The 22,718-nt window shown below is 58.1% G+C and carries 24 protein-coding genes; 15 read left to right on the top strand and 9 right to left on the bottom strand.

Going from position 1 to position 22,718, the window contains the following annotated elements; all coding sequences use genetic code 11:
• Nucleotides 1–33 precede the first annotated feature (33 nt).
• The 3 genes from IEX44_RS01140 to IEX44_RS01130 all read right to left on the bottom strand — a co-directional run bounded on the left by IEX44_RS01140 (nucleotide 34) and on the right by IEX44_RS01130 (nucleotide 1,989).
• Entirely contained in the window at nucleotides 34–1,038 is a 1,005-nt protein-coding gene (locus IEX44_RS01140; RefSeq protein WP_188687864.1) for an aldo/keto reductase, read from the bottom strand.
• Between the two features lie 29 nt (nucleotides 1,039–1,067).
• Nucleotides 1,068–1,394 carry a carboxymuconolactone decarboxylase family protein gene (locus IEX44_RS01135; RefSeq protein ID WP_188687863.1) on the bottom strand — a complete coding sequence of 109 codons (327 nt, stop codon included), beginning with the start codon at nucleotides 1,392–1,394 and terminating at the stop codon, nucleotides 1,068–1,070.
• A 133-nt stretch (nucleotides 1,395–1,527) separates the two neighbouring features.
• Complete coding sequence (locus IEX44_RS01130) at nucleotides 1,528–1,989, bottom strand: hypothetical protein (protein WP_188687861.1); 462 nt, start codon at nucleotides 1,987–1,989, stop codon at nucleotides 1,528–1,530.
• A gap of 420 nt (nucleotides 1,990–2,409) precedes the next feature.
• Between IEX44_RS01130 and IEX44_RS01125 the strand changes: the two genes are divergently transcribed.
• Both IEX44_RS01125 and IEX44_RS01120 read left to right on the top strand, forming a co-directional pair.
• Entirely contained in the window at nucleotides 2,410–3,306 is an 897-nt protein-coding gene (locus IEX44_RS01125) for a VOC family protein (RefSeq protein ID WP_188687859.1), read from the top strand.
• Nucleotides 3,303–4,679, top strand: coding sequence for an alginate export family protein (locus tag IEX44_RS01120; protein ID WP_188687858.1), 1,377 nt, complete (start codon nucleotides 3,303–3,305; stop codon nucleotides 4,677–4,679). The genes IEX44_RS01125 and IEX44_RS01120 overlap by 4 nt, the downstream gene beginning before the upstream one ends.
• A gap of 18 nt (nucleotides 4,680–4,697) precedes the next feature.
• Here IEX44_RS01120 and IEX44_RS01115 read toward each other — a convergent pair whose 3' ends face one another.
• Nucleotides 4,698–5,333, bottom strand: a complete 636-nt coding sequence (locus IEX44_RS01115) for a response regulator (protein WP_188687856.1) — start codon at nucleotides 5,331–5,333, stop codon at nucleotides 4,698–4,700.
• A gap of 245 nt (nucleotides 5,334–5,578) precedes the next feature.
• Between IEX44_RS01115 and IEX44_RS01110 the strand changes: the two genes are divergently transcribed.
• From IEX44_RS01110 to IEX44_RS01085, 6 genes are all read left to right on the top strand, one after another.
• Complete coding sequence (locus tag IEX44_RS01110; protein ID WP_188687853.1) at nucleotides 5,579–6,238, top strand: hydrolase; 660 nt, start codon at nucleotides 5,579–5,581, stop codon at nucleotides 6,236–6,238.
• Nucleotides 6,239–6,328: 90 nt separating this feature from the next.
• The gene (locus tag IEX44_RS01105) at nucleotides 6,329–8,179 is read left to right on the top strand and encodes an amidohydrolase (protein WP_188687851.1); all 1,851 of its coding nucleotides are present in this window, start codon (nucleotides 6,329–6,331) and stop codon (nucleotides 8,177–8,179) included.
• Nucleotides 8,180–8,188: 9 nt separating this feature from the next.
• Nucleotides 8,189–8,428, top strand: coding sequence for a DUF1427 family protein (locus IEX44_RS01100; RefSeq protein WP_188687849.1), 240 nt, complete (start codon nucleotides 8,189–8,191; stop codon nucleotides 8,426–8,428).
• Complete coding sequence (locus IEX44_RS01095) at nucleotides 8,425–8,580, top strand: XapX domain-containing protein (RefSeq protein ID WP_188687847.1); 156 nt, start codon at nucleotides 8,425–8,427, stop codon at nucleotides 8,578–8,580. Before IEX44_RS01100 ends, IEX44_RS01095 begins: the two co-directional genes overlap by 4 nt.
• Complete coding sequence (locus IEX44_RS01090; RefSeq protein WP_188687846.1) at nucleotides 8,577–9,002, top strand: DoxX family protein; 426 nt, start codon at nucleotides 8,577–8,579, stop codon at nucleotides 9,000–9,002. Before IEX44_RS01095 ends, IEX44_RS01090 begins: the two co-directional genes overlap by 4 nt.
• Before the next feature lie 184 nt (nucleotides 9,003–9,186).
• Entirely contained in the window at nucleotides 9,187–9,864 is a 678-nt protein-coding gene (locus tag IEX44_RS01085; RefSeq protein ID WP_188687844.1) for a response regulator transcription factor, read from the top strand.
• Nucleotides 9,865–9,933: 69 nt separating this feature from the next.
• On the opposite strand, the gene IEX44_RS01080 is transcribed toward IEX44_RS01085, so the two are convergent.
• Entirely contained in the window at nucleotides 9,934–10,758 is an 825-nt protein-coding gene (locus IEX44_RS01080) for an alpha/beta fold hydrolase (protein WP_188687842.1), read from the bottom strand.
• A 394-nt stretch (nucleotides 10,759–11,152) separates the two neighbouring features.
• On the opposite strand from IEX44_RS01080, the gene IEX44_RS01075 reads away from it, so the two are divergent.
• Both IEX44_RS01075 and IEX44_RS01070 read left to right on the top strand, forming a co-directional pair.
• Nucleotides 11,153–11,788, top strand: coding sequence for a LuxR C-terminal-related transcriptional regulator (locus IEX44_RS01075; RefSeq protein WP_188687840.1), 636 nt, complete (start codon nucleotides 11,153–11,155; stop codon nucleotides 11,786–11,788).
• 163 nt (nucleotides 11,789–11,951) lie between these two features.
• Nucleotides 11,952–12,470: a Dps family protein gene (locus IEX44_RS01070; protein ID WP_188687838.1), complete on the top strand. Its 519-nt coding sequence runs from the start codon at nucleotides 11,952–11,954 to the stop codon at nucleotides 12,468–12,470.
• A 143-nt stretch (nucleotides 12,471–12,613) separates the two neighbouring features.
• Here the strand turns inward: IEX44_RS01070 and IEX44_RS01065 are convergent, their stop codons facing one another.
• Nucleotides 12,614–13,597, bottom strand: a complete 984-nt coding sequence (locus IEX44_RS01065) for an alpha/beta fold hydrolase (RefSeq protein ID WP_229678678.1) — start codon at nucleotides 13,595–13,597, stop codon at nucleotides 12,614–12,616.
• Nucleotides 13,598–13,723: 126 nt separating this feature from the next.
• Nucleotides 13,724–16,759, bottom strand: coding sequence for a sensor histidine kinase (locus tag IEX44_RS01060; protein ID WP_229678677.1), 3,036 nt, complete (start codon nucleotides 16,757–16,759; stop codon nucleotides 13,724–13,726).
• Nucleotides 16,760–16,929: 170 nt separating this feature from the next.
• Between IEX44_RS01060 and IEX44_RS01055 the strand changes: the two genes are divergently transcribed.
• The 5 genes from IEX44_RS01055 (at nucleotide 16,930) to IEX44_RS01035 (ending at nucleotide 21,498) form a co-directional block, all read left to right on the top strand.
• The gene (locus tag IEX44_RS01055; protein ID WP_188687834.1) at nucleotides 16,930–17,727 is read left to right on the top strand and encodes an alpha/beta fold hydrolase; all 798 of its coding nucleotides are present in this window, start codon (nucleotides 16,930–16,932) and stop codon (nucleotides 17,725–17,727) included.
• Nucleotides 17,728–17,798: 71 nt separating this feature from the next.
• Nucleotides 17,799–18,137, top strand: a complete 339-nt coding sequence (locus tag IEX44_RS01050; protein WP_188687832.1) for a hypothetical protein — start codon at nucleotides 17,799–17,801, stop codon at nucleotides 18,135–18,137.
• A 237-nt stretch (nucleotides 18,138–18,374) separates the two neighbouring features.
• Nucleotides 18,375–18,668: a hypothetical protein gene (locus tag IEX44_RS01045; protein ID WP_188687830.1), complete on the top strand. Its 294-nt coding sequence runs from the start codon at nucleotides 18,375–18,377 to the stop codon at nucleotides 18,666–18,668.
• Nucleotides 18,669–18,802: 134 nt separating this feature from the next.
• Nucleotides 18,803–20,989, top strand: a complete 2,187-nt coding sequence (egtB, locus tag IEX44_RS01040; protein ID WP_229678676.1) for an ergothioneine biosynthesis protein EgtB — start codon at nucleotides 18,803–18,805, stop codon at nucleotides 20,987–20,989.
• Nucleotides 20,990–21,090: 101 nt separating this feature from the next.
• A complete protein-coding gene (locus IEX44_RS01035) occupies nucleotides 21,091–21,498 on the top strand; it encodes a hypothetical protein (RefSeq protein WP_188687828.1) in 408 nt (135 codons plus the stop codon).
• Nucleotides 21,499–21,550: 52 nt separating this feature from the next.
• Here IEX44_RS01035 and IEX44_RS01030 read toward each other — a convergent pair whose 3' ends face one another.
• Together IEX44_RS01030 and IEX44_RS01025 are read right to left on the bottom strand one after the other, a co-directional pair.
• Nucleotides 21,551–22,087 carry a GNAT family N-acetyltransferase gene (locus tag IEX44_RS01030; RefSeq protein WP_188687825.1) on the bottom strand — a complete coding sequence of 179 codons (537 nt, stop codon included), beginning with the start codon at nucleotides 22,085–22,087 and terminating at the stop codon, nucleotides 21,551–21,553.
• Between the two features lie 18 nt (nucleotides 22,088–22,105).
• On the bottom strand, nucleotides 22,106–22,660 hold the full coding sequence (locus IEX44_RS01025; protein ID WP_188687824.1) for a helix-turn-helix domain-containing protein: 555 nt from the start codon (nucleotides 22,658–22,660) through the stop codon (nucleotides 22,106–22,108).
• Nucleotides 22,661–22,718: the final 58 nt, after the last annotated feature.

Raw genomic sequence — 22,718 nt, 5'->3', positions numbered from 1 at the left:
GCCAGGCGCTGACGCCTCCGTGCCCAATGCGGACTATCTGACGATGCGCCCTTCTACCGGGTAGCCAGGGTCCGTATAGCCTGGTGTGGATGCGTGCCCCGGGGGTACCAGGCGGTCCACCAGTTGTTCGTCTTCGGCTGTGAGTTTGAACTGCAGTGCAGCCTGATAGCTGTCCCACTGTGTTTCGGTACGTGGCCCGGCAATGGTGGCGCTGACATGCTGATTGTTCAGTACCCACGCCAGTGCAAAACCGATTGGGGTCGTGCCGCGCTCGGCAGCGTGTGCAGCAATAGTCTGCGCAATCTGCAGGGATTCCGGCCGCCACTCTGTTTGCTGAATGCGTCGATCACCGCGCCCTGCCCGGCTATCTTCAGGGGGCGCTGTGTCGGGTGCGTACTTGCCGCTTAAAACGCCGCGCGCCAGCGGGCTGTATGACACCACGCCCAGGCCATAATGGGCCGCCGCAGGCAATTGCTCGACCTCTGCCGTGCGATCAACCAGGTTATAAAGGGGTTCGCTGGCGACAGGACGGTCTATGCCCATCTGGTCGGCCAGTCGCGCTATCTCTGCAATGCGCCAGCCTTTGAAGTTCGAGACACCGAAGTAGCGTACCTTGCCCTGACGGATCAGATCTGCCACGGCACGCATGCCCTCTTCCAGTGATATGCCCGGCAACGCACGATGAAAGTACAGGATGTCGATGTATTCGGAGCCTAGCCGTTTAAGGCTGTTTTCCACTGACTGCATGATCCACTTGCGTGACTGACCGTTCTGGTTGGGCCCTTGCCCGCCCGGGAATCCAAACTTGGTCGCAATCACCCAGTCATCCCGACGATCTGCCACGGCGCGACCGACAATTTCTTCTGAACGTCCAGCGTGATACACGTCGGCCGTATCAATGAAATTGACACCTTGTTCGCCCGCTTTGGCGATGATGCGACGTGCGGTAGCTTCATCGGTTTCGCCGCCAAACATCATGGCGCCAAGGCACAGTGGCGAGACCTGCAGGGCGCTGCGGCCCAGATAGCGGTAATCCATGGGTGCTCCGTATGAGTGATCTGGTGGGTTCAGATGCCGCGTTCGGCAAAGACGGTTCTGGCCACATTCATGGCGGTCATGGCATTGGGCCAGCCGGCATAGAACGCCAGATGCGTGATGAGTTCGATGATTTCATCACGCGTCACGCCGTTTTCCAGCGCGCGGCCAATGTGGAAAGGAAGTTCGTTGGTGCGATAGAGTGCGGCGAGCGTCGTTACCGTGATCAGGCTGCGATCGCGTGGGGAGAGGTCTGGCCGTGCCCAGACGTCGCCAAACAAGACTTTGTCAGTCAGTTCGGCCAGTTTGGGCGCGGTTTCGCCAAAAGATTTGCGGGCATGGGTGGGTTCGGTGGACACGGCGGCTCCTGACTTGTGACATGGCAAAACCCGTCATCGACGGCGTTTGACGGCCATGGTAGCCCGGACACCGCATGCCATTAAGATCAAAAGTCCGCTAGCTCTTATGAGCTGGATGCATGAATCACACGGGTTAGTGTTTGGCTGCAGGAATGGCTTCCCACAATACCGGCAGCCGTGAATGGCTGAAGTGCGCAGTGCATTCGCGACAGGTGTAGTAACGCGGTCCGGCGTTATCAGCGATCAAGGTAAACCTCAGATCATTGCCGGTGATGCGCAACGAGGCCGCACCCGACGGGCCTTGTACGATGCTGACGGGCGTGCTGATTGTGTGACGGCGGGATGTATCCACAATGTGCAGGACGCCAGAACGGCTGCCTGTATCAAGCAGCAATAGCGCCGGGATATCGCCGTCTCGCTGCTGAAAAGCAATCACCTCGCCAAGCGCCGGGCGCTCGCTGAACCACCATTCGCTAAACAGATAGTTCCTGACAAAGTGGCTGCAATAAAACAGCGCCAGACACACCACGACGACTATGCCCTTCCAGTGCGCACGCAACCCGTATTGATCGTGATCCTGTTTGCCGGTTTTCACCGCTCATTCCCGCGAAAATCATCGAGTGCATGCTACTAACCTGATGCGGTGCGGTAATTAGCGTGAACCGGGTATTTATTCGGACGACAAATTGTGGTCTATGCCTTTGGGTTGATGCAGGGGTCTGTAAACTTCTTTTTAAATCAGTGGTTTGTTTTTTGTTTTATTGGGCTAAAAGGCAGCGCTGAGCGTGCCCGCTGCGGTTTGATCTGATCCGGACCGGGCAAGTGGGCGTGGGTTTTATGCGCGGCTTTGCCGAGCGGAAACGATACCGGGGCGCCGTTGGTCGGGTGTGCTGAGTTTTTGCGGCCTTGCAATGCGCAGCCTGACCCTGCCTAACTCTTTGGAGTGAAATGCGGACCCTGCCAAGCGCGGATTTGTCGGGTTTGATTGCGTTTTATCGTCAGGCTCTCTTTCTCAGTGGGACCTGATCATGCTTCGCTCTGTTTTTTTGCCGTTCTACTGGCTGCTGGCCTGATTGCAGCGCCTGTACAGGGTGCTGATGTCGGCGTCGGCCCGCAGTACGACACCACGCACGTCTATGTTGATGTGGCAGATGTAGATGCGTTTGCGAAAAGTTTTCTGGCCACGTTCGGCGGCCAGAGCACGAGGCAGGTTGTTGCGACAGTCACACCCACGGCCAGCAGTACCACATCCCAGCTATTACAAACGCCAGTGGGGACAGTTTCATTGTTTGGGTTCAAAACGCCGGTGCCATGGCCATTTGGCACTGAGCGCAATGGTTATCTGGTCACGGATATGGATGCCGCGGTGACGCAGGCGCGCGCTGCCGGTGCGCATGTTCTGGTGGCTCCGTTTCCGGATCCGATCGGTCGCGATGCAGTGATTCAGTGGCCGGGTGGCGTTAACCTGCAACTCTATTGGCACACCAGCAAGCCTGACTATGCGGCCTTCCAGAGCGTGCCGGAAAACCGGGTTTATATCTCGCCAGATGCCGTGGATGCTTATGTGGCCGCTTTTCTCAAGTTCTCTCACGGCAAGCTGGTGGCTGATGATCCTCGTGCGCCGGGGATTGAGGTCGGCCAACCACAAGGCACCTACCGCCGCGTACGCATCGAATCCCTGTTTGGCCGTACAGCGTTGTTGGCTACAGATGGTCATCTGCCCTGGCCGTATGGGCGCGACAACACGGGTTATGAAGTTGCGGATCTGACGGCCACGCTGGCACGGGCACAGGCAGCGGGTGTCAAGGTGCTCGTGGCGCCATTTGCTTCCCAAAACCGGGTGGCGGCAATGGTTGAATTTCCTGGCGGATACATTGCGGAAATCCATAGCGTTGCAGCGACATTGCAATGAAATCCGGGCCTGCCTTGATGGTCTGCTGGGTACTGGCCGGCATTGCGCATGCGGACGATGCCACGCGTCCGGTGCCGGGTTCGAATCGCTGGGCTGAAGACTGGTCGGTCCTGGCGGACCCAGCCCTGCGCACAGCCCCGCTGGATACGCTCAAGTACCTGCCTTTGACCGATGCGGGTACTACGTATTTGTCGCTGGGTGCGACCTTGCGGGAACGTTGGGAATACAACGATGCCGCCGCGCTGGGAACAACGCCAGCCGGCGCAGATGGTTGGTTGATCGAGCGCGCGCAGGTCCATGCGGATGTGAGGGTTGCGCATGACTGGCAAGTTTTTGTGCAGCTTGAAGACGCGCGCGCCTGGGGCAAGGAAAACGCCTCCGTAGTGGACAAAAATCCGCTGGATTTGCGTCTGGCCTTTGTGAGCTATGCCCACGATACGGATACAGGTGCATTCAAAGCCCGGATCGGCCGCCAGGATTTTGCCTTTGATTTGCAGCGCTTTGTGTCCTCGCGCGACGGACCCAATGTGCGGCAATCGTTTGATGCCGTCTGGGCTGACTGGGAAACGGGTTCGTGGCGGCTGCAAGGCTTTGTCAGTCAGCCCGTTCAATACGCTGACGACAGCCCGTTTGACGATACTTCGAATTCTCACTGGCGGTTTCATACCGTGCGGCTGGAGCGTCACGTACTAGGCCAGAATGAACTCTCCACCTACTACGCACTGTTTCAGCGTGACGGTGCAAAGTATCTGGATGCCGCTGGCGCTGAGCACCGCAATGTGTACGACGTGCGGTTCGCCGGAGTATTGGGGCAACTGGACTGGGATCTGGAAGGTATGGCGCAAAACGGCAGCGTAGGTGCCGACAATATCCGGGCGTGGGCGTTGGGTAGTCGCTTGGGCTACACCCTGCCCGCTTATTCGTATAAACCCCGCTTGGGACTGCAGCTGGATGCGGCCTCGGGCGACGGGCATGCACACGATGGCACCTTGGGTACGTTCAATCCGCTGTTCCCGAATGGTTATTACTTCTCGCTGGCCGGCTACACCGGTGAAGCCAATCTTTTGCAGGTCAAGCCATCATTCACCCTGGCGCCGGCGCAGGGTTTGAGCGTCATGCTGGCATGTGGGTTTTTGTGGCGGCAAACCACATCCGACGCCGTGTATACGCAGCCCAATGTGCCAGTGGCCGGGACGGCAGGTCATGGTGGTCGCTGGACTGGCGCATATGGGCAGTTACGGGTTGATTACCGGTTTGACCCCCAACTGACTGGTGCAATCGAAGCCGTGCATTACGATGCTGGGAGCGCACTGACCCAAGCCGGTGCCAGTAATGGTGATTACGTGGGTGTAGAGATCAAATACGGCTGGTAATGAGTGCCGGCTGCAACATCACACTTCCAGGATGCCGCGTTTGATGCCGATAGTGACGGCGTGCGTCCGGTCTTGCGCGCCCAGCTTGGCCAGAATGTTTTTCATGTGCACTTTGACGGTTTCTTCGGAAATGGCCAGCTTCACGCCGATTTTGCGGTTGGATTGTCCGCGCGCCACCTGTTCCAGGACATCAATTTCACGGTGAGTCAGCGTTTCCTCGGCCACGTGTTCGGCCAGCAAGACCGCAACCTCGGCCGGAATGCGGCGGCGCCCGGTGTGGACCACGCGGATCGCATCCAGTAACTCGGCGCGCATCATGCCTTTGAGAACATACCCTGCTGCGCCGGCGCGAATGCCACGCATGGCCTGCATGTCGCCGCGGTAAGTGGTCAGGATGATGACCCGCGCCGTCGGGACACTGGTGCGGATGTCTTGCATGATCTGCAAACCACTCAGGCCGGGAATTTGCAAATCCATCAGCGTGACATCAGGGCGATGCTGCATGAAGAGTTCATGTGCGTCCGGCCCTTGGCTCGTCGCGATGAGTTCGATGTCCGGCTGGCTGCCGAGTACCGATGCGATGCCCTCCAGCATCAACGGGTGGTCATCCACGGCCATGACACGGATCGGCATGACAGGTTGCGATGGGTCCATGGATATTCCTCGTCAAGATGGCGGTTGGGGCAGGTATTTATACCCCGATGATCCAGCCCGCCACATGCCTCTATCGGGTGGTTTCAAGCTGTTCATTCGGCTTAACTCGACTCAGGTATCCGTGACCTGGCCATACCGATGATCCGGCGCACAAGATGAGTCCGTATCGTGATGGCAGTCCGGTGTATTGCCCTTTGTGCCACCCCACCGGTTTATGTGTCTGGTTCATTCTTCTGGAGTTACCCATGCCTCAAGCCAAAGCCTTTGCCCAGCCAGGCGCCCGCCTTCTTAGCCCGGTTAATCACACGCTGATCATGATCGACCACCAGTCTCAAATGGCCTTTGCCACCAAGTCGATTGATGCCATTACCCTGCGTAATAACGCGGCGCTGGTCGCCAAGGCCGCCAGAGAATTCAAAGTGCCAACCATTCTGACTACCGTGGCAGAGAAAACCTTCTCAGGCCCGATTTTTCACGAAATCCGCGACGTGTTCCCCGATGCGGACGTGATTGACCGCACGACCATGAATACCTGGGAAGATGAGCGCATCAGCGTGCGCGTTAATGAAGCCGGCAAAGGCAAGATCGTGCTGGCCGGTCTGTGGACGGCCGTGTGCATTGTTGGCCCCGCGCTGTCGGCCCTGGAGCAGGGTTTTGAGGTGTACGTAATTGCCGATGCCTGCGGTGACGTGAGTGACGAAGCGCATGAGCGCGCCATGCAGCGGATGATCCAGGCCGGCGCACAGCCCATGACCTCCGTGCAATACCTGCTGGAATTGCAGCGTGACTGGGCACGTAGCGAGTACTACAACAACACCGTGGCCACGGCGATTGCGCATGGCGGCGGTTATGGTCTGGGCCTGATTTATGCCAAGACCATGTTTGGCGGCAGTGAAGGTCATTGATCTTGATGCATGACGGGCCAGTTGGGCAGGAGGCCCGTTTCTGTTTTGCCATGGTGTTCAAAGTCGGCTTGGGTCTTCTGGAGAAAAAGCATGTCCGCAGCACTGATTCTGCATAACGGTGCCATCCACACCGTTGATTCTGCCAACCCCATCGCCAGTGCACTTGCTGTGGCAGACGGGCGTTTTCTGGCGGTGGGTTCGGATATCGAAGTCATGCGCTATCGGGATGATCAAACCCGCGTGATCGATCTGCGAGGTCGCACTGTGGTGCCAGGGCTGAATGACTCGCACCTGCATTTGATCCGCGGCGGGCTCAATTACAACCTGGAGCTGCGGTGGGAAGGCGTTCCTTCGCTGGCTGATGCACTGCGCATGCTCAAGGCACAGGCTGAAGTGACGCCTGCGCCGCAATGGGTGCGGGTGGTCGGTGGCTGGACTGAGTTCCAGTTTGCCGAGCGCCGGATGCCGACGCTGGATGAAATCAACGCCGCCGCGCCAGATACCCCGGTATTCATTCTGCATTTGTATGACCGCGCCCTGCTCAATCAGGCAGCCTTGCGCGCTGTGGGTTACACCAAAGACACGCCCAACCCGCCCGGTGGAGAAATCCAGCGAGACGCTAGCGGCAATCCGACCGGCATGCTGATCGCGCGCCCCAATGCCATGATTTTGTATGCGTCGCTCGCCAAAGGCCCGAAGCTGCCGCTGGCGTATCAAATCAACTCCACCCGCCATTTCATGCGCGAACTGAACCGCTTGGGGCTCACCAGCGCCATTGATGCTGGTGGCGGGTTCCAGAATTACCCGGACGACTATGCCGTCGTGCAGCAATTGGCCGCAGAGGGTCAATTAACGGTGCGCATCGCTTATAACCTCTTCACCCAGAAGAAGGGGGAAGAGCTGGAGGACTTCGCGCGCTGGACCAGCATGACCTCGCCCGGTGCGGGGGATGACTTTTTGCGGGTGAATGGCGCAGGCGAAATGCTGGTTTTTTCTGCGGCAGACTTTGAAGATTTTCTGGAAGCGCGTCCGGAACTGGCGCCAGAAATGGAGCCCGAGCTAGAGCGCGTGGTGCGACATCTGGTTGGCCAGCGCTGGCCGTTTCGGCTACATGCCACTTACGACGAATCGATCAGCCGCATGCTGGATGTATTTGAGCGCGTCAATCGAGATATTCCGTTTGCGGGACTGCGTTGGTTTTTCGATCACGCCGAGACTATTTCTGAGCGCAATATCGAGCGCGTCAAAGCGCTCGGTGGCGGCATTGCCATTCAACATCGAATGGCTTTTCAGGGCGAATATTTTGCTGATCGTTATGGTGCTGCCGCCGCAAAACAGACACCCCCTGTACGGCAGATGTTGCAAAACGGTGTGCCAGTTGCCGCGGGTACCGATGCAACCCGTGTCGCCAGTTACAACCCCTGGACTGCGCTGTACTGGCTGGTGAGCGGCCGTACCGTGGGCGGATTGCAGTTGTACGACGAGGCGAACCGGTTGTCGCGTGATGAAGCATTGGCGTTGTGGACTCAAGGCGGCACCTGGTTCTCCAACGAGAGTGGCAAAAAGGGGCAGATCAAGGCCGGTCAGTTTGCCGATCTGGCGGTGCTGAGCGAGGACTTTTTCAGTGTCCCGCAAGAGCGCATTAAAACCATCGAGTCGGTGCTGACGCTGGTGAATGGTCAGGTGGTCTATGGCGCAGATGAGTTTGGCTCGCTGGCGCCGGCAGATCTGCCTGTCATGCCGGACTGGTCACCCGTCAAGCGTGTGCCGGGCCACTACAACCCGGTGCGGCCGCAGACGCAGTCCGCCCTGGCGCATCAGTGTGGCGGGCCCTGCGCGGTGCATCATCACAGTCATGATGTCGCGCGGCGATCTCATGTTCCGGTCTCGGACTTCACCGGTTTTTGGGGCGCCTTCGGCTGCTCCTGCTTCGCGTTCTAAGAGGTGTTTATGGTCAATATCAAAGTGCTGGCGGGACTGGCGCTCTCTTTCTTCGTGGGCGCTGTTTGCCAGTTGGTGCATATTCCCGTCCCTTCGCCACCCGTGCTGACCGGTGCGTTGCTGGTGTTCATGATGAGTTTTGGGTACTGGCTGGTTGATCGCTACCTGGCCCGGCATCCGGCACAACACAAGCATCTGAGCGGTGGCCACGATATCCGCCGTGCTGCGCGGCGGGAGAGTCAGCCATGATGACGCTCCTGGTGGGTATGGTGCTGGCACTGGCGGTCGGCATGTTGTGTCGCTGGCTGGATATTCCCTCGCCGGCACCGCCCTCGCCCATTGGCGCTTTGCTGGTGGTGGCCATGACGGTTGGCTATGTGTTGGCCGGAGTCTGGTCATGAACAGGTTCAGCTCATATTTTGCTTCCAGCCGATCCAGCGTAAACGCCGGGCTTTTGTTTCTGCGTATCAGTGCCAGCTTGCTCCTGCTTGCGGTGCATGGCTGGCCCAAATTTGCGCATTACACGGCGCAACTGCAGGAGATCGAAGATCCATTCAGCCTGGGGCGGCAGTTCTCGCTCTGGTTTGCCCTTTTTGTTGAGGTCATCTGTCCGCCAGCTATCATGCTGGGTGTGTTGACGCGGCTGGCTGTGCTGCCTGTTGTCATCCTGCTGTTGGTAGCCATGCTGGCTGTGCATCCTGACTGGAGTCTGGCTCAGGGCCAGTTTGGCTGGCTGCTGTTGATCGCTTTTGGCTCGCTGCTGATCGCCGGGCCGGGCGACTGGTCAGTCGATGCCAGGTGTGGGCGCGTCGTTTTGCGTTGAAAAGACTTACCCAAAAGAGCTATCTGCAGTTAACGGCGCAGGGGGATTCGCGCCCTGCCGGTTCGCAATAAGCTCCGTTCATGCAGAAATATCATCCGTCACAGGTGGGGTGTCCGGTTTCGTGCCGGATGCGCCGGTTATACGCCAGTCAGGCTTTGTCTCAGTCAGATCGTCGGGGTGCGTCATGATTCGCCATAGTCCGCTTAATGTGGTGGTGGCGCACCCGGTTGCGCTGGTGGCGGCCGGTGTGCTGCGCATGCTGGCGCAAGTGCCCATGCTGAACCCGATTCCCCTGTCACATGGTGATGTATTGGCGATGTCGTTTGCGCAGGTTGATGTGCTGGTGTCTGATGCGCAAACCGCATGTGGTTTTGCCCGGCGGCTTAGTGGTGGCTCACGCTACCCGGAGGCTGCGCCACGCTTGCTGGTCGTCGCGCCACAAGAACGCGAGTACGAGATCTGTGGTGCCGTTTCCTGTGGAGTTCATGGTTATTTGCTGACCGATTGCACACGCGAAACGCTGCTGTCGGCCATTTATGCGCTTGCTGCGGGCAAGCGCGTGCTGGCAGATGCGGTGTCGCAACGTTTGCTGGATGGTCTGCTGACTGATGAACTTACCCCGCGTGAGCGCGAGGTCTTGAGCATTATGGCGACCGGCGCACCCAACAAGGTAATTGCCCAGCAATTGGGTACCTCTCCCACCACGGTGCGCTCAAGAATTTCCGCCATCTTGACCAAGCTTGGTGCCGCCACGCGTACGCAGGCTGTGCTGATCGCCCAGTCGCGCGGCCTGCTTGACCATGAGTCTGAAGATCTGCCGGGGTTGATCGACCGCCTGCCTGGCAACAAGCGACTTCACTAAAGCCGTTGTAGCCGGTGACCGGTAAAAAAAGGCCCGCACTCTGCGGGCCTTTGGGGGTTTATGCGCAGGTTAGCCGCGGATGAAATCAAGAATGTCGTTGTTCAGGCGCTCTTTATGCGTGTCGGTCAGACCGTGCGGTGCGCCTTCATATACCAGCAACTGAGCGTGCGGGATCAGTTTGGCGGCAGCACGGCCGGCGGCGTCGATCGGCACGACCTGATCGTCGTCGCCATGCACGATCAATGTCGGAATGGTGAATTTCTTCAAGTCGTCGCGGAAATCGGTTTCGGAAAATGCCTTGATGCTGTCGTAGGTATTTTTGTGGCCACCCATCATGCCCTGTACCCACCAGCTTTCAATCATGCCTTGCGATACCTTGGCGCCAGCACGATTGAAGCCAAAGAACGGGCCGGAAGGAATGTCGCGGTAAAACTGGGCGCGATCGGCCAGTTGGGCTGCACGGAAGCTATCGAAGACTTCCAGTGGCGTACCACCCGGGTTGGTGTCGGTTTTGAGCATGAGCGGGGTGACGGCGGAGATCAAACCTGCTTTGGCAACACGTTTAGTGCCATGACGACCGATATAACGGGCTACTTCGCCGCCGCCGGTCGAGAAACCGAACAACACGGCGTTGGTGACATCAAGGCGATCAAGGAGCTCTGCCAGATCATCTGCGTAGTGATCCATGTCGTTGCCATCCCATGGCTGGCTGGAGCGGCCATGTCCGCGGCGGTCGTGGGCAATGACCCGGTACCCGTGCAGGCCCAGAAAAATCATTTGCGATTCCCAGCTGTCCGAATTCAGCGGCCAGCCATGGCAGAACACGACCGGTTGGCCGTGGCCCCAGTCTTTGTAATAGATCTCGACGCCGTCGCGCGTGGTAAACGTGCTCATGTTACGGTCTCCAGCAGGTTGATCCCCATGTGGGGAAGTAAGGCGGCACAGGCGAATACCCGCACACGCGTTAAATACCTACCTTAGCTCGCGATTGTGTCAGTCAGATCAATAACTTGATGCGTACGGAACTACCTCTTCCGGGGTGGGCGAGATCATCCATTGGCATGATCTGTGCAGAGGCATGTCAAAGTTACCCAAAAGAGGCATGCCACCCGGCTACATATCGCGGATCAAGCGGAAAATTGCGACGGGTATCGTTGCGGGTGTGCCCTGGATGTCCGGGCCGACCGTATCGCATTCAAAGCAAAAGAGGCCGGCGGCAAGGTGTGGATCCAGACGGGGCGTGATCAATGTTGATCTGAGACTCAATGAACCGGCCAGGAGAAACATCATGACGTCAGATACAAGGTGCCAGCTTGCGGTGGTGCATCGTAATCCACTCATTGCCTGTGGCATTCAGGGGTTGCTGGCCAATGCCAGCGATATTGCCGTTGCCGTGTACGGGCCGGAGGCCATCGAAAGTGCCCGTTTTACCGATGTGGACGTGATTGTGGGGGATTACGACACGGCCAGTGTCTTTTTGCGCCGGCTGCGCGGGGGCTCGCGCTACCCTGTCAGCGCCCCGCGCGTGCTGCTGCTTACTGCGCGTGACCGCGAGTGGGAGGTGCGCAATGCGCTGGATCTGGGTGCGCATGGCTATTTGCTGCTGGATTGCGATGCGCGCAGCTTGCAAGACTGCGTCCGCAAACTTGCCCGAGGGCAGCGTTATATCAGCGATGCGCTATCGCAACGGTTGGCTGATTCATTATCGCGTGAGTCGCTAACGGCACGAGAGCAAGACGTGTTGACCTTGCTGGCCAGTGGCAACTGCAACAAGGAAATCGCCTCTTCGTTGGGGATTTCAGTCGGTACGACCAAGACGCATGTCGCTGCCATTCTGGACAAACTGCAGGCTGATTCCCGAACCCAGGCGGCAGCCATTGCGCGGGACCGAGGACTGCTGGCCAGTTCTTATGCCGGGTTCTGATCGCTGCAAAATGACTCGATCGGGGTAGTGACGAGCGCCGCGGATAGCTGATCGCACCATGCGGTGCCGTCATTACAGTGATGACAGGCCTTGTGGGGATCCTGCAGGCCGGGTTTCAGGCTGGCGTTGTGCCAGCCTTGCCCTCACCCGACTGGAGTACGCCATGACTGACGCAAGTCGTCTTGCCGAGCATCGGCTCGCGCAACTCAAGACCCCTGCTGCCATCAGCAAAGAAGCAGTTCGCGATATTTCCGCAGAACTGAACGTGCTGCTGGCCGATACTTTTGCGCTGTATCTCAAAACCAAAAACTATCACTGGCACATGTCAGGCCCCTACTTTCGGGACTATCACTTGTTGCTGGATGAACAGGCTGACCAGATTTTTGCCATGACCGATCCGCTGGCCGAGCGTGTTCGTAAAATTGGAGGCACCACGTTGCGCTCTACGGGTCATATCAAGCGCATTCAACGTGTGCTGGACAACGACGCCGATTACGTCACGCCAGATGACATGCTGGCTGAACTGCGCGAAGACAATCTGACGTTTGCCAATCACATGCGTGCCACGCATGCGTTGTGTGATGAGTATGGTGATGTGGCCACAGCCAGTTTGCTGGAAGTGTGGATTGACGAGGCCGAGCGTCGCACGTGGTTTTTGTTTGAATCAGGCCGTCGTGCCTGATTGGTGCCGGCCCTTCTTCCCGTTACTGTGTTCTGCCGTCATTTGGCCCTCTTCGTGAGGGCTTTTTTTGTATGGATGTTTTGTATGGGCGAGGTATAAAAAACCGGGCATATAGCCCGGTTGTTGTGATGCAATTGACCGTATCAGGCTTTGATAAAAGCCAGCAGGTCTGCGTTGATTTTGTCGACTTCAGTAGCGCACAGGCCGTGCGGTGCGCCGACGTAGATCTTCAGTGTCGCGTTCTTGACCAGCCTGGCTGATTTTTGCGCGGACGCGGCAATGGGCACGATCTGGTCGTCGTCGCCGTGCACAATCAGTGTGGGCACATCGATCCGCTTGAGATCTTCGGTGTAATCGACCTCAGAAAACTGTTTGATGCACAGGTACTGAGACAGTGCCGAGCCTTCCATGCCCTCTCGCCAGAATTCGTCGACCAGACCTTGCGATACCTTGGCGTTCGGGCGATTGAAACCAAAGAACGGCACTGCGAGGTCTTTGTAGAACTGGGAGCGGTTTTCTGCCACGCCGGTACGAATGCCGTCGAATACGGCGAGTGGCGTGCCTTCCGGGTTGTTGGCGGTTTTGAGCATGATGGGCGGTACGGCACCAATCAGTACGGCCTTGGCAACGCGTTTGCTGCCGTGCCGACCAATGTAATGCGCTACTTCGCCACCGCCGGTGGAGTGCCCAACCATCACCGTGTTTTTCAGGTCCAGTGCATCCATGACGGCGGCAAGATCATCCGCGTAGGTGTCCATGTCGTTGCCATTGGCGGTTTGGGAGGAGCGGCCATGGCCACGGCGATCGTGGGCGATGACGCGGAAACCATGCTGTACCAGAAACAGCATTTGCGGGTCCCAGGCGTCTGCGCACAGTGGCCAGCCGTGTGAAAACACAACCGGCTGGCCGCTGCCCCAATCCTTGTAAAAAATGCGTGCGCCATCTTTGGTGGTGACAAAGCTGTCGTGGTTGCGGGTGTTGCCGTTGGCATGGCTATGCGTTTGGGTGGCCGCCAGAGTGGTGCCGGGAAGCATCACTGCTGCGGCCATCGCACCGGCCGCACCGGCGCCTGACTTGAGCAGGCTGCGGCGATTCATGGGTTGATCGGGTTGCTGGCTGTCATTCATGAGGTTTCTCCTTGGGTTGTTTGTTGGGCGAATCATGTCGTAACGATACGATTGGCCGGCTTTTACAACCTCGGGAAACGGAATGGTCAGGTGCTGCCTCTATTGGGTGAGCCTGATTCGTGACGATCAGTCTTGTGTGGTGCGTTCGGTTGGCGTTGTGGCTGCCGGACGCTGAAATAATGCGCGCCAGTTGAGTTGCCGGGGTGGTTTGACATAGGCCAGTTGCGCGGGGATCGTCAGCGCAATTTCTGTGCCGCCGGTGATGGGGCAGCGGATCTCAAGACTGCCTCCCAGTTGTGAGGCGCGTTCGCGCATGCCTTGTAATCCCCAGTGCCCCGGGCGACCGTGAACTACCGTTGTCGCGTCGATGCCCTTGCCGTTGTCGCGCACCGCAAAACCCAGTGCAGTGTCACCAAAGTGAATATCCAGCTGTATTTGGGTGGCATCAGCATGGTTGAAAGCATTGATCAGCGCCTCGCGCACGATAGCGTAGCCCTCGCTGCGCAAAGTGGGTAGTAGCCTCAGATAACTGCTGCCGGTCATGCTCAGGTTGAACGGTAGCTCATGGACGGATGCCATGGCCTCGCCCAGCTGTAATAACACGCCGGGCAGGTCTTCCGGACATTCTGCGGCGCTACGCAGATCCATGACCCGGTCACGCCCTTCGGCCATGGCTGCGTCTGCTTGCTGGAGGACGTGTTCAAATTCATCGGCCAGCCGCGGCTCAAGTCGCTGGCGCAGCGCCTGAAACCGCAGGATGGTGCCTTGCATGCTTTGCAAAAGTGTATCGTGCAGACCGCGTGCGATGCGTTCGCGTTCCGCTATGCGTACTTCTGTTCGTTCACGTACCCGCTCGGAAATTTGCCGTACCCGCCACAGGTAGAGCGCGCAGAGCGCAGCGAGTAGCGCCAGCAGGCAAAGACCACGAAAAAGCCGTGTTTCCAGGAAGGTGGGCGGCACTTCAAACTGTGCGCTGGCACCCGTGGTGTTCCATACGTTGTCTTCGTTGGCGGCAATGATCTCAAACCGGTAACGTCCGGGTGGCAGGTTAGTATAGAAAGCTTCACGCCGCGCTCCGGCATCGACCCAGTTTTGATCGACGCCTTCCAGCCGATATTTGAAATGCATGCGTTCGGGAATGCGCTGGCTCAGTCCGGTGTAGCTGATTTGCAGCGTGGCCGGGTCCGTGGGCAAGGTTGGCGCAGTTGCGGCAGACCAGCGTTTGTTACCAACAACCAGTGTGGTGACTTCGACGGCGGGGGCTAGCGGGTTGCGGGCGATGTGATCCGGGTCAATCCAGCCGATGCCTTCTTCGGTGGCATACCAGAGTCGCCCGTCCGGCGCTTCGATAAGCGAAGGATTGCCCTGCAAAGCGGTGGTTTCCCCTTCCAGACCGTGCTCATAGTCAAAGCGTTCGTACGGGACTTCTTCGAGGCCATTGGAGATGGCGTGTTCCAGTTCGGCGGTGGCAATCCGGGTCAGGCCGTCATGACCCAAAAGCCAGAGTTCGCCGTTTTCCCGCTGCACAATGCCAAAGGTGTCCTGGAATTCCTTGCCGTCATTGCCGCGCAAGTGATGGGGTACGTCGTTCTGGAAATACACAAGCCCATGATCCTGCCCGACCCAGGTGATCCCGTTGCGCTCGTAAATCGACAGCACCACACCTGGATTGATGCCGGATTCTGGCCCGAAAGTTCGATAACTGCGGCCATCTACCAACCCAATATGGTTGTCCGGATAGCCAATCCACAAACGATGACGGCCGTCCTCGCGCAACGCTGTCGGTGTGGGGCCGGTGATGTCGGGATTGCCGCCCTTCTTTAGCCATTTGCCGTCACGGAACAAATAAAGCCCGCGCTGCAGAAAAGATAGCCAGACACCATTGTCGCCAGCGGGCGTCATCGTAAACGGCCAGCGGCCCGCACATTCTGCAGGTGTGGGCCAGGATTGCCAGGTGTTGCCCAGGTGGCGCCACAGTCGATGTCGTCCGCCCAGCCAGATCGCCCCGTCCGGCGTGCGTGTGCCGGCTGTGGCGTCGATGGCCTTGTCGCTGGTGTAGTGGCCATCAGGCTGCACATGCAAGAGCGGCGACGAAGAAACACTGGGCACCCAGATTGACCCGTCTGCATCTGCAATGGCTGAGGGCATGGCCACGTTCGCGGGCAGGGTGATCTGCGTGATCTTGTTTGCGCGGATGCGTTCGATCCCTGAACGGGTGCCGAGCCACAGGTTGGCTTCGCGATCCTCGAAAACCCGCATCATGCGTTGCAGGTTGGCGCCTTGTGTTTTGACTGTGAGCGGTTCGCGCCGGGTCAGAGTCTGGTCGTAGACGCCCAGACCGTCGTGATCTTGCAGGATGATGCGGCCGTCGCGATGAAACCACACGCCCAGTACGTTGCCGGGATTGTCAGCACGATCAAAGCTGACAAAGCGGCCTTGTGTGTCGTCGTACCGTACGGCGCGGCCGGTTTTTTGATCAGTAGCCCATAACGTGCCGCCGGGGCTGACGGCCATGCCGGCCAACCCCGACATGGGAGCCGAAAAATGCGCACTGCCCGCCTCGCGCACAACCAATCCGTAGTCGGTTTCAACCCAAAGCCGGTTGTGACTGTCAGAAGCAATGGCGAGCGCGCGGCGCGGCTCTTTGTCCTCTGGCCAGATGTGAGTCCAGCGGCGCCCGTCCAGTCGGGCCAATCCATACCCTGCGGCGGCGTAAATGGCGCCATCCGGGCCTTGTTCAATGTCGGCCACAGTGCCGTACGGCATGCCATCTTTGCTGGTGTAGTCCTGTGAGCCATGGGGCGAGAAGCGGCTAGCGCCGCCAAACAGGTATCCAACCCAGAGAGAGTCGCCAATGACGGTGAGGCTGCGAATTGCGGACGATTGCAATGGACGTCCGTAGGCTGAGTGCAAGCGTTCAAAATGAATGCCATCGAACCGGTACAGCGCATCAGAGGCAAACCACATCCAGCCGTCTGGCGTTTGTGCAATCAGCGGGCCGCCCGTTGGCGCGCCATCGCGCTTGCGCCATGCGGTGCTCTGGTGGGTTACAACGTCCAGTTGGCCGGTGGCGCCCGGCGTGGCGCAAGCCATGTCAGGCAGGGTTAGCCACAAGGCAGCGAGAAACAGGAGCCAGATTTTGGTGCGCATGGAAAGGGTCATGATGCTGACATATCAGCGAATCGGCCGATAGTAGCACCCGGTATCCGCGCGATAACTCCCCTGAAGGTGGGATTGTTCCTGTCGCTGCGTAATCACGCCCTGGCGTTTCCGGGTGGCGGATTCATCCATGTTTCCGATACTGGTGTTGCCTCAATGACATGGAGTGGATCATGGTGCGACGGGTATGGCTGGGTCTGGTGACGGTGGGTTTGGCGGCGTGTTCTTCCATGCCGGATAGCGGGCAACAGACATTGTCTGGTGGTGGCAAGATTGGCTGGACGGTGGCGGGAAGCGGCAAGCCCACCGTCGTACTGCAGGCGGGTCTTGGGGACGACCGCAGCACATGGAACAAGGTCTTTCCTGATCTTTCTGCGCACTACCGGGTGTTTGCTTATGACCGGCCCGGCTACGGCTCCAGTAGTCACGCCAGTACGCCACGCGACCCCTGCACGATCGCGACCGAGCTGCATGATCTGCTGCGTGCCGCGCAGATCCCGCCACCGTATTTGCTGGTTGGTCATTCCATTGGTGGTATGTACCAGTATGTTTATGCCCGGATGTACCCGGATGAAGTTGCTGGCCTGGTATTGGTCGACGCGACGCATCCAGATCACTGGCGCAATATGCAGGCCCAATCTGGCACGCAGGCAGCGCTGTTGAAAGGCATGCGGCTCACTGTTTTTACACCAGCCATGCGGCCAGAATTTGATGACCAGGAGAAATGTCTGGAACGCATTGCCCGTACGCCCGCTTTGGGTAAGCCGGTGCAGGTGCTGGTGCGCACGCGGTTTGATCTGATGGAACAAGGTGATTTTGAGCAGCAGGTGCATCAGGAAGAAGCAGACTGGCTGGTGCTGACGGGCGCCGCCCAGGTGCAGTCAGTGAATTCTGGGCATTACATCCAGCAAGATCAGCCCTCTGCAGTGTTGGCGGCTGTGGCGTCGGTGGCGGCAAAGGCGGGTTACTGAGCGTTGCACTCGCCTGTCAGAGGGCCGGCCGTGCTATGCTGACGGCCGGTTTTTGCTCTGGTTTGGCCGCGATGAAAGCGCTGTTCTGTGCCCTGCTCCTGTCCCTTGCTGCTCCGGTGTTTGCCGGCCAGTATGTGGATCGTCTTCATGCCTGTGATCAGGCGCCTTTGACCTGTCTGGTCGAACTCAATGCGTACATTCACGTCGATGCACCCCGGCGCGGCGTAAGTCAGGATCAACTGGCGCAATTCATGGATCAAGCCACGAAGTTCTGTAAAGATCATCCAGACTCTGAAACCTATGACAGCGCCTGTGGCAAGCATGAAGGGGATGTGAAGTCTGGCATCTTCTATGTCTACGTGCACTACGTGGATGAAGCGGTCAATCACTCTGCTGCGCCGCAGCAATAAACGTATTTCTCTTCTAGAATCAAGTGATCTGACGCGTCGGCGTTTTCTGGCAGCGCTACCCTTGCGCCTCTGACAGACGCCGTTGACGCGTGCCGGCAAGCTGCTGCCCGCGTTGTCATTCGCTGGTCATGCCGCTTGTCGATGCTGTGTGGTAGAACACTTTCGATTGTGGCGTGTCTTTACGTTTTTTGATTGCTTGTGAAATCATTGCGCGCTCTTGAATTCAGAGGATGATCGATGAATCATTTCCATATCCGTTATCAAACCTGGCTTGGTGAGAAGACCTTTTTTTATGATTTCGGCACTGACCTGCCGTGGGCCCGTGTGGACTCTCTGGTGCTGGAGGCCGTGATCCAGAACGAATTTCCCGAAGACATCGCGCTGCGACGGATTGTGGATTTTCCGCTGGGCGAAAAACCCCAGCGAGAAACCATTGAAGCAGTCATGACGCGTTTTGCCCTGCGCGATATCGAATATCAAGTGGCAGAACAAACCCACAAGATCCGCGCCAAGCACCCATTTCATCTCTGACGAACCAACATCACGCCTTCTGATCGCCCGGATGGGCGGTCCTACACGACAATCAGTTCACCTCCGATGTTGCTGTAATGTCTATACCCTAAGCTGTGTCGGCATTGCCCCACTTCAACAGCAAAGGTGCAGCGATGGCAGTTTTGAGCGATTTGAGTGAAGCCCACGGCATGTGGGTCAGGGAGGACGAGGCTGCGGCCTGTGATCTGTTGGCGCGCTACCGCGAAACAAGAGCCAGAACCGTGGCGCTGGCCGGCCGGCTGGATCCAGAAGACATGGTGGTGCAGGCCATGCCCGATGCCAGCCCGACCAAATGGCATCTGGCCCACGTGACCTGGTTTTTTGAGACATTCCTGCTTAAACCGAATTGGCCGGACTACCCGGAATTCGATCCCGATTACGGTTATCTGTTCAATTCCTACTACGAAGCCCTGGGTGATCGCCACCCCCGCCCTCAGCGTGGTTTGCTGACACGGCCGGTGCTGGAAGAGGTCCTGGCCTACCGCGGACATGTTGATGAATACATGACGCAACTCTTGCAGTCTGTTCAGGCAGAAAACCTGCATGGACTGGTGCTTCTGGGTTTGGCGCACGAAGAACAGCATCAGGAACTCATTCTGATGGATGTGCTTAACCTGTTTTCCCGCTCCCGCCTCAAGCCGGCTTATGACGCGCTGTGGCCCATGCCCCAAGCCGGGCGGCGTGGCCATTTTCGTCGCCTTGGCGGTGGTAAGGTCGAGATCGGTGCGCAAGGCGGATTCTGTTTTGATAACGAATTGCCCCGCCATCCGGTCTGGCTGCAGCCCTATGAGATCAGTGATCGTCTTGTGACCAATGGCGAATGGCTCGCCTTTATGGAAGATGGTGGCTACAACCGCCCGCTCTATTGGCTCTCTGATGGTTGGGCACTGGTGCAGTCAGAGCGCTGGCAAGCGCCGTTGTACTGGGAAAACAAAGAAGGTGTCTGGCATCAAATGACACTATCGGGCATGCAGCAAGTGGATCTGGATGCGCCGGTTCAGCATATTAGTTATTACGAGGCCGCTGCCTTTGCTGACTGGGCTGATGCCCGTTTGCCGACGGAATCCGAGTGGGAGTTCGCGGCGAGTGCCGGCGTGCTGGAGCAATGCGACGATGTAGTCTGGCAATGGACACAAAGTGCCTATAGCCCCTACCCCGGCTTCAAGCCACAACGCAGTGCAGTTGGCGAATATAACGGCAAATTCATGGTCGGTCAGATGACCTTGCGTGGCGGCGCAGTCATTACGCCGCTGGGGCATGCGCGCCCGAGTTATCGCAATTTCTTTCATCCGGACAAGCGCTGGATGTTCTCCGGCTTGCGTCTGGCGCGCGACGTCAATGCGGCGGCCGATGCAGAGAATGACGAAAGCTTTGCCGCCGATGTCATTGCAGGTTTGTCGGCGCGGGAAAAAAGCCTTTCTCCCAAATATTTCTACGACGCGGCTGGGTCTGAGTTGTTTGAGGCTATCTGTCATACGCCGGAGTACTACCTCACCCGTACCGAAACCGCGCTACTGGAAACCATTGCACGAGAAATTGCTGCGGATATCCCGCCCGACGCTGCACTGGTTGAGTTTGGGAGCGGTGCCAGCCACAAAATCCGGTTGTTGCTGGATGCGGCTCCGCAAGTAACCACCTACGTCCCCATCGATATCAGTGAAGACGCATTGCAAAGCGCCACTGCCCGTATGGCGCGCGCCTATCCACGGCTGGCGCTGGCGCCGCTGGTGGATGACTTTACCCGCGCGCTGGCGCTGCCTTCTGCTGTTCATGGTAGTCACAAAGTCGGTTTTTTCCCGGGTTCGACCATTGGCAACTTCAATCCGCACCAGGCTGTCGCGTTCTTGCGGCAGGTGCATCGCTTGCTGGGCGATGGTGCACTGTTGATCGTGGGGGCCGATATGGCTAAAGACGAGCCCACGCTGCATGCCGCCTATAACGATCGCCAGGGGGTGACCGAGCGCTTTAACAAAAATGTACTGGCGCGGATTAACCGTGAGCTGGGTGGTGACTTCAATCTGGATGCATTCGAACATCTTGCGTTATGGAATCCGCAGGAAAGCCGCATGGAAATGCACCTTGTCAGTCGTATCGATCAGTTGGTGAACGCGGCTGGCCATACTTTTGCCTTCAAGGCCGGTGAGCGCTTGCATACCGAGAACTCCTACAAGTTCACGGTCTCCGCCTTTACCGCACTGGCGCATAACGCGGGCTGGGAAGTGGCGCATCATTGGGTGAGCGAGGCGCCGCACTTTGCGGTGTTCAATCTGCGTGCAGTACCAATGACCACGCGTGATTAGGGTGCGCTGTCGGCCGATTCTGTCAGCCGGATGCGCACCTGTCCGCGTCCGGCTGGTGGTGGGGTTGGTCATACTGGGGGCATCAACCAGGAGGTCCATCCATGAAGCAGAACCAGACCGGTCAGTTGGCGGAATCGGGCCAGCAGTCACCATTGGTCCAGGCTTTGCAAGAACATCACCTGCCGGAGCGCTGGGCCTTTAGCGATCTTGCTGTGGAATTACTCGCAGATGGTTTGCGACTAAGCGATATCGCGTGGAGGCTGGAGGCGGTGTTCAAGCCCGGAACGGTCAAGGATGAAATCCACATGCTGTCCGAGTACGATACGCAGCTGCGTTTGTATGAGTCACTCTTGTTTATGCAAAAACAGGGGCCGCTCTCTGTTGACCAACAGACCCAGTTGACCAAGTGTCAGGACGTGATCGGCCAGCATCATACCGATGTTTTTGCGGCGTCATTGGCAGGGCATCCGGTGGGTCAATGGACGGGTAAATCACGTCTTGATCACTGATTAGGCGCGTGAACGCAAACAAGGAGGCTGCGCCTCCTTGTTTGCGTTTGGGTTATACGGTTGCGCTGATCTGCTTGTAAAACACGGTTGTACTGCATGGTTTGCCGTCCGGCATCAGCGCAAATGCAGGAATCTTGCCGCACTCTTGCCACCCCTCTCTTGTATAGAGCCGCTCTGCTGTGCCACCGGTGACGGTATCCAGAACCAGCAACGTTTTGCCCGCCCGTGCGCAAAGTTGCTCCAGTGTCTGCATCAGTGAGGCTGCGAGCCCTTGATTGCGCGCACGCGGGTGCACCAGCAACTTGGCGACTTCGGCGCGGTGTGGCTGGTTTTCAGGCAGATTAACAATGGCGTGGACGGTGCCCACGATCCGGCCGCCCTCGTCTCTGGCGGCCAGAAAAATCCGGTTGCCGTTGCGGACGTCTGCGCTCATGCCTAGCCAGAACGCATGAGCGCGTTCGGCGGAAAACGGGCTCATGAAACTGACCGAAGCACCCCCTTCTACGCAGGCGTACAACACTTCGGAGAGATCTTCCAGATCTGTGGTGCTGAGATCAGTGATTTGGGTAACGCCGGCACTTGAAGTCATGATGGTTTGTGATCTGTTTTAGTTGTGGATGGCGACGAGATAGCGGGCGTCAATCTGGCCTGGATTGTGGAACGCGGTCTGGCAATTGAGTTCGAACGCAAGGCAATCGCCCTGCTTCATGATGTAAACCTGCTCGCCGACGGTGATATGCATATCACCCTCCAGTAGCCAGATTTGCTGATGAACCGGGGTCTGCCGCAAGCCGGTTTCATAAGCAATACGCGCGCCGGCCGGAAAGATGACCTCTACCATCTGGAGTGCTGCATGTGCGTTTGGGGGCGAGAGATTACGGCGGGTATAGCCTGACTGCGGGTCGTGCCAGACGGGTTGCTCGCTGTAACGCAACAAGGGTTCGCTCGTGGCGGTGTTGACGCTGAACAGATCCGCCAGCGACAAACCCAGTCCTGCGGCCAGGCGTTCCAGCACCACGGCAGTGGCACTGCTCTGGTTGCGCTCAATCATCGAAATCATGGAGCGGCTAACGCCGGTTTTGTCGGCCAATGCGTCAAGCGACAAGCCTGCGGCTTTGCGCAGATTACGGATGCGCTCCGCGAGATGCGTGTTGATGTCCATGGATTTCCTCTCTTCTATGGGAGGAATAATCCAATATATTGGAATTTGCTGTCAAGCA

Origin of the sequence: Silvimonas amylolytica (assembly GCF_014645555.1) — a bacterium.
Taxonomy (GTDB): Bacteria; Pseudomonadota; Gammaproteobacteria; order Burkholderiales; family Chitinibacteraceae; genus Silvimonas; species Silvimonas amylolytica.
This window is presented reverse-complemented; position numbering and strand designations above follow the sequence as displayed.

What these genes read in the sequence shown, in the direction of transcription:
- IEX44_RS01065 (WP_229678678.1), bottom strand. Translation starts at nt 13,597, where the DNA reads ATGAATGACAGCCAGCAACCCGATCAACCCATGAATCGCCGCAGCCTG.
- egtB (WP_229678676.1), top strand. Translation starts at nt 18,803, where the DNA reads ATGGCAGTTTTGAGCGATTTGAGTGAAGCCCACGGCATGTGGGTCAGG.
- IEX44_RS01110 (WP_188687853.1), top strand. Translation starts at nt 5,579, where the DNA reads ATGCCTCAAGCCAAAGCCTTTGCCCAGCCAGGCGCCCGCCTTCTTAGC.
- IEX44_RS01080 (WP_188687842.1), bottom strand. Translation starts at nt 10,758, where the DNA reads ATGAGCACGTTTACCACGCGCGACGGCGTCGAGATCTATTACAAAGAC.
- IEX44_RS01075 (WP_188687840.1), top strand. Translation starts at nt 11,153, where the DNA reads ATGACGTCAGATACAAGGTGCCAGCTTGCGGTGGTGCATCGTAATCCA.
- IEX44_RS01085 (WP_188687844.1), top strand. Translation starts at nt 9,187, where the DNA reads ATGATTCGCCATAGTCCGCTTAATGTGGTGGTGGCGCACCCGGTTGCG.
- IEX44_RS01140 (WP_188687864.1), bottom strand. Translation starts at nt 1,038, where the DNA reads ATGGATTACCGCTATCTGGGCCGCAGCGCCCTGCAGGTCTCGCCACTG.
- IEX44_RS01105 (WP_188687851.1), top strand. Translation starts at nt 6,329, where the DNA reads ATGTCCGCAGCACTGATTCTGCATAACGGTGCCATCCACACCGTTGAT.
- IEX44_RS01070 (WP_188687838.1), top strand. Translation starts at nt 11,952, where the DNA reads ATGACTGACGCAAGTCGTCTTGCCGAGCATCGGCTCGCGCAACTCAAG.
- IEX44_RS01025 (WP_188687824.1), bottom strand. Translation starts at nt 22,660, where the DNA reads ATGGACATCAACACGCATCTCGCGGAGCGCATCCGTAATCTGCGCAAA.
- IEX44_RS01045 (WP_188687830.1), top strand. Translation starts at nt 18,375, where the DNA reads ATGAATCATTTCCATATCCGTTATCAAACCTGGCTTGGTGAGAAGACC.
- IEX44_RS01060 (WP_229678677.1), bottom strand. Translation starts at nt 16,759, where the DNA reads ATGACCCTTTCCATGCGCACCAAAATCTGGCTCCTGTTTCTCGCTGCC.
- IEX44_RS01090 (WP_188687846.1), top strand. Translation starts at nt 8,577, where the DNA reads ATGAACAGGTTCAGCTCATATTTTGCTTCCAGCCGATCCAGCGTAAAC.
- IEX44_RS01035 (WP_188687828.1), top strand. Translation starts at nt 21,091, where the DNA reads ATGAAGCAGAACCAGACCGGTCAGTTGGCGGAATCGGGCCAGCAGTCA.
- IEX44_RS01095 (WP_188687847.1), top strand. Translation starts at nt 8,425, where the DNA reads ATGATGACGCTCCTGGTGGGTATGGTGCTGGCACTGGCGGTCGGCATG.
- IEX44_RS01100 (WP_188687849.1), top strand. Translation starts at nt 8,189, where the DNA reads ATGGTCAATATCAAAGTGCTGGCGGGACTGGCGCTCTCTTTCTTCGTG.
- IEX44_RS01055 (WP_188687834.1), top strand. Translation starts at nt 16,930, where the DNA reads ATGGTGCGACGGGTATGGCTGGGTCTGGTGACGGTGGGTTTGGCGGCG.
- IEX44_RS01120 (WP_188687858.1), top strand. Translation starts at nt 3,303, where the DNA reads ATGAAATCCGGGCCTGCCTTGATGGTCTGCTGGGTACTGGCCGGCATT.
- IEX44_RS01050 (WP_188687832.1), top strand. Translation starts at nt 17,799, where the DNA reads ATGAAAGCGCTGTTCTGTGCCCTGCTCCTGTCCCTTGCTGCTCCGGTG.
- IEX44_RS01030 (WP_188687825.1), bottom strand. Translation starts at nt 22,087, where the DNA reads ATGACTTCAAGTGCCGGCGTTACCCAAATCACTGATCTCAGCACCACA.
- IEX44_RS01115 (WP_188687856.1), bottom strand. Translation starts at nt 5,333, where the DNA reads ATGGACCCATCGCAACCTGTCATGCCGATCCGTGTCATGGCCGTGGAT.